At 66.1% G+C, this 6,893-nt stretch carries 6 protein-coding genes; 3 read left to right on the top strand and 3 right to left on the bottom strand.

What is annotated here, in order from left to right; all coding sequences use genetic code 11:
- Positions 1-112: 112 nt before the first annotated feature.
- Positions 113-1,261: a hypothetical protein gene (locus tag J7I98_RS40700; protein WP_214930086.1), complete on the bottom strand. Its 1,149-nt coding sequence runs from the start codon at positions 1,259-1,261 to the stop codon at positions 113-115.
- A gap of 622 nt (positions 1,262-1,883) precedes the next feature.
- Here J7I98_RS40700 and J7I98_RS42130 point away from each other — a divergent pair.
- Complete coding sequence (locus J7I98_RS42130) at positions 1,884-2,486, top strand: hypothetical protein (protein WP_251021936.1); 603 nt, start codon at positions 1,884-1,886, stop codon at positions 2,484-2,486.
- A gap of 513 nt (positions 2,487-2,999) precedes the next feature.
- Here the strand turns inward: J7I98_RS42130 and J7I98_RS40690 are convergent.
- Positions 3,000-3,986, bottom strand: a complete 987-nt coding sequence (locus tag J7I98_RS40690; protein ID WP_214930085.1) for a hypothetical protein — start codon at positions 3,984-3,986, stop codon at positions 3,000-3,002.
- 119 nt (positions 3,987-4,105) lie between these two features.
- On the bottom strand, positions 4,106-5,095 hold the full coding sequence (locus tag J7I98_RS40685; RefSeq protein ID WP_214930084.1) for a polyprenyl synthetase family protein: 990 nt from the start codon (positions 5,093-5,095) through the stop codon (positions 4,106-4,108).
- A gap of 676 nt (positions 5,096-5,771) precedes the next feature.
- Here J7I98_RS40685 and J7I98_RS40680 point away from each other — a divergent pair.
- Positions 5,772-6,236 (top strand): hypothetical protein, encoded by a 465-nt coding sequence (locus J7I98_RS40680; RefSeq protein WP_214930083.1) that lies wholly within the window; start codon positions 5,772-5,774, stop codon positions 6,234-6,236.
- Between the two features lie 336 nt (positions 6,237-6,572).
- Complete coding sequence (locus J7I98_RS40675; RefSeq protein ID WP_214930082.1) at positions 6,573-6,821, top strand: hypothetical protein; 249 nt, start codon at positions 6,573-6,575, stop codon at positions 6,819-6,821.
- Positions 6,822-6,893 lie beyond the last annotated feature (72 nt).

Here is a 6,893-nt window from a genome sequence, read left to right as displayed (position 1 = left end):
CGAGATTAAACGCCAAGCTTAGAGGTCGTTCTCTCCTGGTTTTTTGTACCGGAATTAGCGTTTGATCCCGTGGTGTCGGATCGCGCCAGGAGATGGTGCTTCACAGGGTGCTTCACTGAAGGGGCGGCGGGGTCTGCACAGCTGCTGGCAAGCCGTCAGCGAGTGGTGGGCTAGTAGGGCCGCGCACCGCGTCCAAGACCAACTGCCCCCGCTTGTCCACGAACTTGGTGAACAGCTCCTGAGCATATCCGAAAATGACAGCCCACGCGATGATCTGAGCTGAGGAGTCGAGCGCGCTAAGCCCTGGAACGAACCCTCCACGCATGAGGAGCAATCCGAGTACAGCGGTAAGAGCTCCGGCCGGCAACTTCAATGTGGCCAAGGCCACCGGAATCTGATACGGAGTCGCCGTGCCTCTGATGTGCCGCAATGCCGATGCAGCAGCGACACCGGCAGCCACAAGCCCAACAACCTCGACGACGAGATAGTCCCCCCACGACGAGACCTTCGCGAAATCCTCGTCGATCTGACTTCCGGCAGGCCAGTCGTCGCTTCCTGCCGGGCAGACGATTGTGTAGTCGACCGGCGCTGCCTCCTTGGCCGGTGGCGGGTTGAAGCACAGGGGCACAGCATCCGGCCATTTGATCGTCAGCACTACGACCCCTACCGCCAATAGGAACAAGAAGAGGGCCAACCTCAAGACGATGCGGGCAAAACTTCCAGCGCGAAGCTTTTCACGCAGGGAGGCGCCGTAGGCCGATTCAACTGCAGTAAGGATCTTGAATAGTTCTTGAGCGCCCCTCTCCGCGTTCCTCAACCCATCCGGCGTGACGGACTCCGCAGCCTCTCTGGTGGGGTCGCTCTCAGGAAGGTGCTTACTGACGAGTGACTGCATGCCGGGCAGGTACGGAATGACCTCGTGAGGAATCGACGCGAATGATCGCAGCCAATTGACCCGGGCCGCCGAGATGTGGACCTGGGCAGCTGTCACATGCGAACCGAGCGGAACTCTGTGGTGATCTTCGAAAGTGAGATTACTGTGGGCGGTGGCAAGTTCGTCGCGAGCTGCTGCCAGCATCGCTTCGTCCGTAGGCGTTAGCGGCTGGAGACGTTCCCTTCCGCTCACCAGGGCTTCGAGTGTGCGAACTTCTGCGAGACTGTCTTGGACAAGCTCCCACGAGCGCCGCTCGCGCCACGATTCGCTAAGACGTTTACGCCCCGGCACCTTTTCCCACCAAACCATGTAACTGACTGTGCCCATGCGGCCCAGTCTGTTCACGTCACACTCCGCCGAGTGGCACACAGTTCACCCCTCTGTGTTTCGCCTGGCGCCGCGGTGACCGCCACCGGAAGGCGCCCGCCAGGAACGACTGATGGGCCTGTGCGAGCTCGCCGTACGCCCACCGTGGCACGAGCGTGAACCTGAAGAACGCGTGCCAAGACTGCTGCGCTATTCGTCATGCTGAGATCTTGAGAGCCCCTATGGCCGTTGCCCAATTACAGCGGCCACAGACAGGCATTGCGGCTGGAGCAGTCCCTCAGGACTCAGAGGCACGTGCTCTGCGGCGGAGCAGTACGTACGTCCCGGCGCCGATGACTGTGAACAGGAGCACGGAGGCTGCTGCTAGCTGTTGAGGGCTGGGGTGCGCTTGCCCGGTCGGCGAGCTCGCGCTCACACACGGTGGAGCCCCCAACCGCGCGACAAATCCTAGGGAGCGGGCCCTTGTGTCTGCGGTGGGCCCGCTGGCGTATAGCCACGATGGCACGGCTCCCGTAGACGACGCCATGCCGACTCCGCACAGGGCCCAACGCGGAAGGAGTGAGCGTGAGCCGTTCCCCGGCGCGCGGAGGTCTGCGGTCACTACGGTGGCACGGTGACCAGCATGGTTCCCAAGATTGTCCAACTGCCCGCCGATCCGTCCCTGATCAGTCTCGCCTACCACCATGAACACCCCGTCCAGGTCTATGAGTTCGAGGACACGCTGGAGGAGTGGACGGTGACGGCCCGGATCGACGCGGACGTCCTGGCCGAGGGGGCGGCCGCGTACAGCGACATGGATGATGAGGCGCTGGACGCGGTGCATGACGTGACCGTGGGCCGGATGTCGTTCGCGCGGGTACGGATGTTCGGCCCCGACCATCCCTTTGAGGCGATGGACTCCTACACCGGGGATGTCGCCCGTATCGGCGAGGTGGTCCTGGACGTCGGCGCCGGCGGATGGGAGCCGGCCTTCGAGGCTGCCCTCGCGCACCCGGTCGGTGATCTGCTGGTCATGGATCGGGTCATCCTGGAGCCTGAATGGCGAGGTCATGGCCTGGGGCCGGTGCTGGCGGGAGCGGCGATCCGCCGTCTGTCGCAGGGCTGCGTCGCGGTGGCCTGTGAGCCCGGTTCAGCCGACGGCCGCGAGCTGAGCGAGGACCAGCACCGCGACGCAGCCGTCAAACTGGGCCGCGTGTGGGAACGGATCGGCTTCGTGCCCTTCTAGGACGGCGTGCACATCCTGGACTGCCCTGCAGCGGCCCCAGGACCTCCTGGTCGAACGCCAGGAGGAGTTCGGCGCGCTGTGCCGCGCCTGGCAGGCGCACCACCGGCCGTAGGCTCACGGGCGGGTTCGTAGCTGATGCGCCCCGCCCACGCCGAGGGCATCACCGATCGGCAAGCCCGCGGCGTCCCCTCGACGCGACGCCGCGTTCAACGAGCAATCGCCCGAATCGGCACGCTAATCGCAGACGTATCTTCATGCCTCGGATTTCGGTTTCAGTGGCGAGTACTTACCGAAAAGGAAACGCGCTCGCCCGCCGGTCTCCAGCGAGAGGAACGTGTCGGTGCACCTGCGATGCATGCGGTGGACCCGGACGGGGGTCGGGTTCCTGGCCCGGAGGAAGGGATACGTGGTGTTCCATCACGGAGACGGTGTTGAGGCGATCGCTGCCGCTTCCTCTTGGGTCAGGGACTGCTCGCCCTGGGCCGGTTCCACCGCTCGCCGAGGAGCGTTCACTCACATGACTTCCAGCGGCGCGGCGTCCATGGGCATGCCCACCCCGTACCTACCGGTGCGATAGCACCAGTCGGTCCAGCCGCTAATGAAGGGGCGCGTGGCCAGCTCGATGTATCGGTGCAGTTCTGGGTCGGCGAACTTGAGGATCTCCTCCTCCAAACTCTGGTAATCCCTGATTCCCTGATAGAAGGCTTCCGCGCCGGCGTCGAGAGCTTGCTGAGGTGAAAAACCTTCCTGTTGGCGCAGGATTTCGGGGATACTGAATGCGTTGGAAGGTTCGGTCCTGTTCTCCTTGGGGTATGAGACTACGTCATTGAGCCAGCATGTGACGGCGCCTGATAGCCAGACGAGGCGGTCTACCCGATGGTCACGGATCTGCGTCAGAGGAATCGCGTATCCACCAAGGATTTCCTCCACCCGTAAGATTACGAGCGGGAAAGCGCTGAGCACTCTCATGGGCCGGTACTGCGACAGGGTGACGGGGTGACGAGTTCTGGCGACCTGGACTTCCCATAGAACGGCCATGAAAGACGAAAGGAGGGCCTCGCGCAGCCGTCCTAGCTGGTCTGAGGAGGCCCGGACGATGGTGCGGCGCCACAGGTCTGCGAAGGACTCCACCAGACGGTGTTCCTTGCCCCGTGGGCAGGGGGCCATCTCCATGACGACGGCGGTCAGTCCCGGGAACAGCCCGAGGACCACTGCTTCCTGGTCCGCACTGTCGGAGTAGGCACCCCAGACGTCATCCATAATGAACAGCCACATCAACCAGTCGTTCACGAGGCACAGTTCATCGAAACCAAGTCGCGGGTTGATGACTGCTGTGGCATAGCCGCATTGCAGGTGCTTGAAGTAGCGATCAGCCTGCTCGGGTTTATCAAGCAGTTTCCAACGCTGCACCCATTCGCGGGTATAGGCGTCAATTTGATCGATGTGTGGGTTGACTACAACGGGAAATGGTGTGCTCAATTGTGGCAGGCGTAGATCCATGAATGAGCCTCTCTGCTGCTATTACGGTTCGGCGGCCGGGAGTTGAGTGCTTGGTCGGGCAGTGTCTGCCGAGCGACCCTCGGCTCCTGCGATGGCTGGGTCATGGGCCGGTGGCGTCGTCAGTGGCTGCGGCGGACGAGGCGGTCCGCGAGCTCGGCGAGGCCCTCGCAGGGCACGGCCCCTTCGCGCAGGCTGTCCAGTGCCCACGCATGCTGCTGTTCGGCCTCCGCCTCGGCGGCCTCCCGTCCGCCCGCCTTGTCGATCGCGCCGGCCAGAGAACGCACCTGCCGTCGGGACAGCGGCCCAGGCTGTGCGCACAGGCGGCGCGCTCGCTGCGCGGCAGGCACATCGGCAGCCAGCGCCGCCACCACGGGGAAAGACTTCCTGTGCGCGGCTAGGTCCGTGCCCACCGGCTTGCCCGTCCTGGCAGGGTCCCCCCAGATGCCCAGGACATCGTCGTCACACTGGAAGGCGATACCCAGGTGGTAGCCGAACCCAGCCAGCGCCCGGGCCTGCGCGGCCGACGCCCCGGCCAGTACACCGCCCACCTCACAAGCCCCGGCGAGCAGCGCCCCCGTCTTCGCACCGGCCATCCGCCGGTAGTCCTCGACCGACACACTCACACGGCCGGTGAATGCCACGTCCTCGGCCTGGCCGCGCACGAGCGACTCCAGCACGCCCGTCATCACCACCTGCGCCCGGGCGCTGCCGCTCTCCAGGAGCACCCGCACCGCCAGGACCAGCAGTGCGTCGCCGGTCAGCATGGCGGCCGGGATACCGAAACGCACCCACGCCGCGGGCCGGTGCCTACGCATGCGGTCGCCGTCGATGATGTCGTCGTGCAGCAACGTGAAGTTGTGCACCAACTCCACGGCTACCGCACCGGGCAGTGCCACTTCCGCGTTACCGCCGACCGCGGCGGCGGCAGAGAGCACCAGTGCCGCCCGCACCGCTTTCCCGCCCCTGCCGGGGCTTTCCGGCTCTCCGGCACCGGGGAGCCCCAGCTGGTAGGCGGCCACCTGCCGCACCCCCTCGGGAAGACCTGCGAGCGCCGCCTTCAGCCCGTCACCGACCGCAGGCAACAGCGCGGGCGCGTCATCAACCTGCACGGCCCGATCTCTCCCGGGTTGCGATGACGATCCCTTCTCCCGACCGCGCACTGCCTGCCCTCCTCCGCTGACCAGCGTTCTACCCCCGTCAACACCTCCGTACGGGGGTGCACAAAGGCGAAACGGCGCTCAGTGAGGAATAGTCGGCGGATGGGCGCGCTCCGAGTGCTCCCCGGCCGAAGGTTTCGCAACCGCATATGTGCGTCGAGCCGCGCAACTCCCGATCAGGGCGCCTGGGGAAAACACGCCAGTAGGCCCGGGTTCGCCGGGCCGGGGCGAACCGGGGCCGACACAATACCGTTACGGCAGCACTATCCGTCGGTTCGTCCCCGAACCCCCTTCAGAAAACGCGAACCCACGGCCTTTCGACATCTCCACCAGGACCTCCCGGGCCGCGGCGCAGTCGCCGGCCGCGCGATGCCCATCCCGGAGCTGCAGAAGCTGCGGGAGGACGCGGCGGCGCCGTCGGACGATCCTCCCCAATAGCCGGGCGCGACCTTCCGTTTCGCAGACGCAGCCCCGCGCAACGTCCTGCGATCGCAAGGTGAGAAGGGGGCGACACCCACATGGTGTCGCCCCCTTCTCACCGTCCTGGAGCAGCCGGAGCCCCGATTGGGGCCGCCCTCCCCGCTGTTGCCCCCTGGTGCGCCGGGTGACCGTGACATGATCTTTCGCTATGACCAAGGGGTGGGGTAGGGCAGGGGCCGGGCTGCTGCTGGCAGTCGCCGTGGCGGCGGGCACAACCGGCTGCGGCGACGACGGTACGGGCAAGCCGCAGAACAAGCCGTCCGCGTCGGCCGCGCCGAAGAAGGCGCCGAAATCGGTGGCGCGGCTGTGGCAGGACGCCTGGGGGTACCAGGTGGCGAACCCGTGCCAGGAGAAGACGGAGAAGGCGGCCGAGGAGGCGGGCTGCCAGAACGTGACGTGGGACCTGGTCACCGACGTGCGGAAGGTCCGTAAGGCGATGAACGCCGACCGGGCCGCCGGGTCCGGCTTCTACACTGAGGCGTACGTCATCATGGACCGCATCAACACCCTGGCCGGCGACATGAGCGACGCCCGGCTGCTGCGCATGCGCAACATGATCCGGGCCGAGGGCGTCGAGTTGAACTCCTGGATCACCTCCCACCCCTCGCAGTGACACGCCCCGGGCTGTCTCCGCCGGCGGATATGTCAGTGCGGGCTGGCACCATCACCTGGCACGGTGGCTCCGACGAGACACGCAGGGGGCGGGGATGACGGACACCTACCACTGGCCGCGGGCGGCCAGCGACACGGACATGGCGGCGCTGGAGGCGTGGCTGGACGGGCACGGCTGGGAGGTCGACCCCACCGTGTTCGCGCGAGCGGCCCGGCCGACAGTCCTGCTCGCCGACCCGGTGCGCGACCGGCTCACGGCCTACCTGGACTACCGAAACAGCCGGTGGCCCCGCACCGCCAACCCCACCTGTTCCTCTCCCAGACCACGGCCTGCGGCGTGGAACCCGTCAGTCACGTCTGGATCAACGACGTCCTCGGCATACCCGCCCGCCGCCTCCGCGAGGACCGCCTCCTTCACGGGGCCGAAGCCACCGGGGGCGATCCCCGCCGGATCTGCGATCTGTTCGGCCTGACCGTCGGCGCGGCCCTGCGCTACACCGCCACCGTCGACCAGGCCGGCCTCGTCGAATACAACCTCCGCAACGCGGGTCCACGCCCGAGGTCCCGCACCGACGACGCTGGCTGACTAGTGTCTCGTGATCCTGTTTGTATCACTTTGAGTTGTTTGCGACGAGTTTCTTGATGTTGGTCTGGACGA

Origin of the sequence: Streptomyces sp. ISL-98, from assembly GCF_018614055.1 — a bacterium.
GTDB lineage: Bacteria > Actinomycetota > Actinomycetes > Streptomycetales > Streptomycetaceae > Streptomyces > Streptomyces spiramyceticus.
This window is presented reverse-complemented; position numbering and strand designations above follow the sequence as displayed.

Bases quoted from the DNA above. Each gene is read 5' to 3' on its own strand.
- J7I98_RS42130 (WP_251021936.1), top strand. From the start codon at position 1,884: ATGGTTCCCAAGATTGTCCAACTGCCCGCCGATCCGTCCCTGATCAGT.
- J7I98_RS40700 (WP_214930086.1), bottom strand. From the start codon at position 1,261: ATGGGCACAGTCAGTTACATGGTTTGGTGGGAAAAGGTGCCGGGGCGT.
- J7I98_RS40680 (WP_214930083.1), top strand. From the start codon at position 5,772: ATGACCAAGGGGTGGGGTAGGGCAGGGGCCGGGCTGCTGCTGGCAGTC.
- J7I98_RS40690 (WP_214930085.1), bottom strand. From the start codon at position 3,986: ATGGATCTACGCCTGCCACAATTGAGCACACCATTTCCCGTTGTAGTC.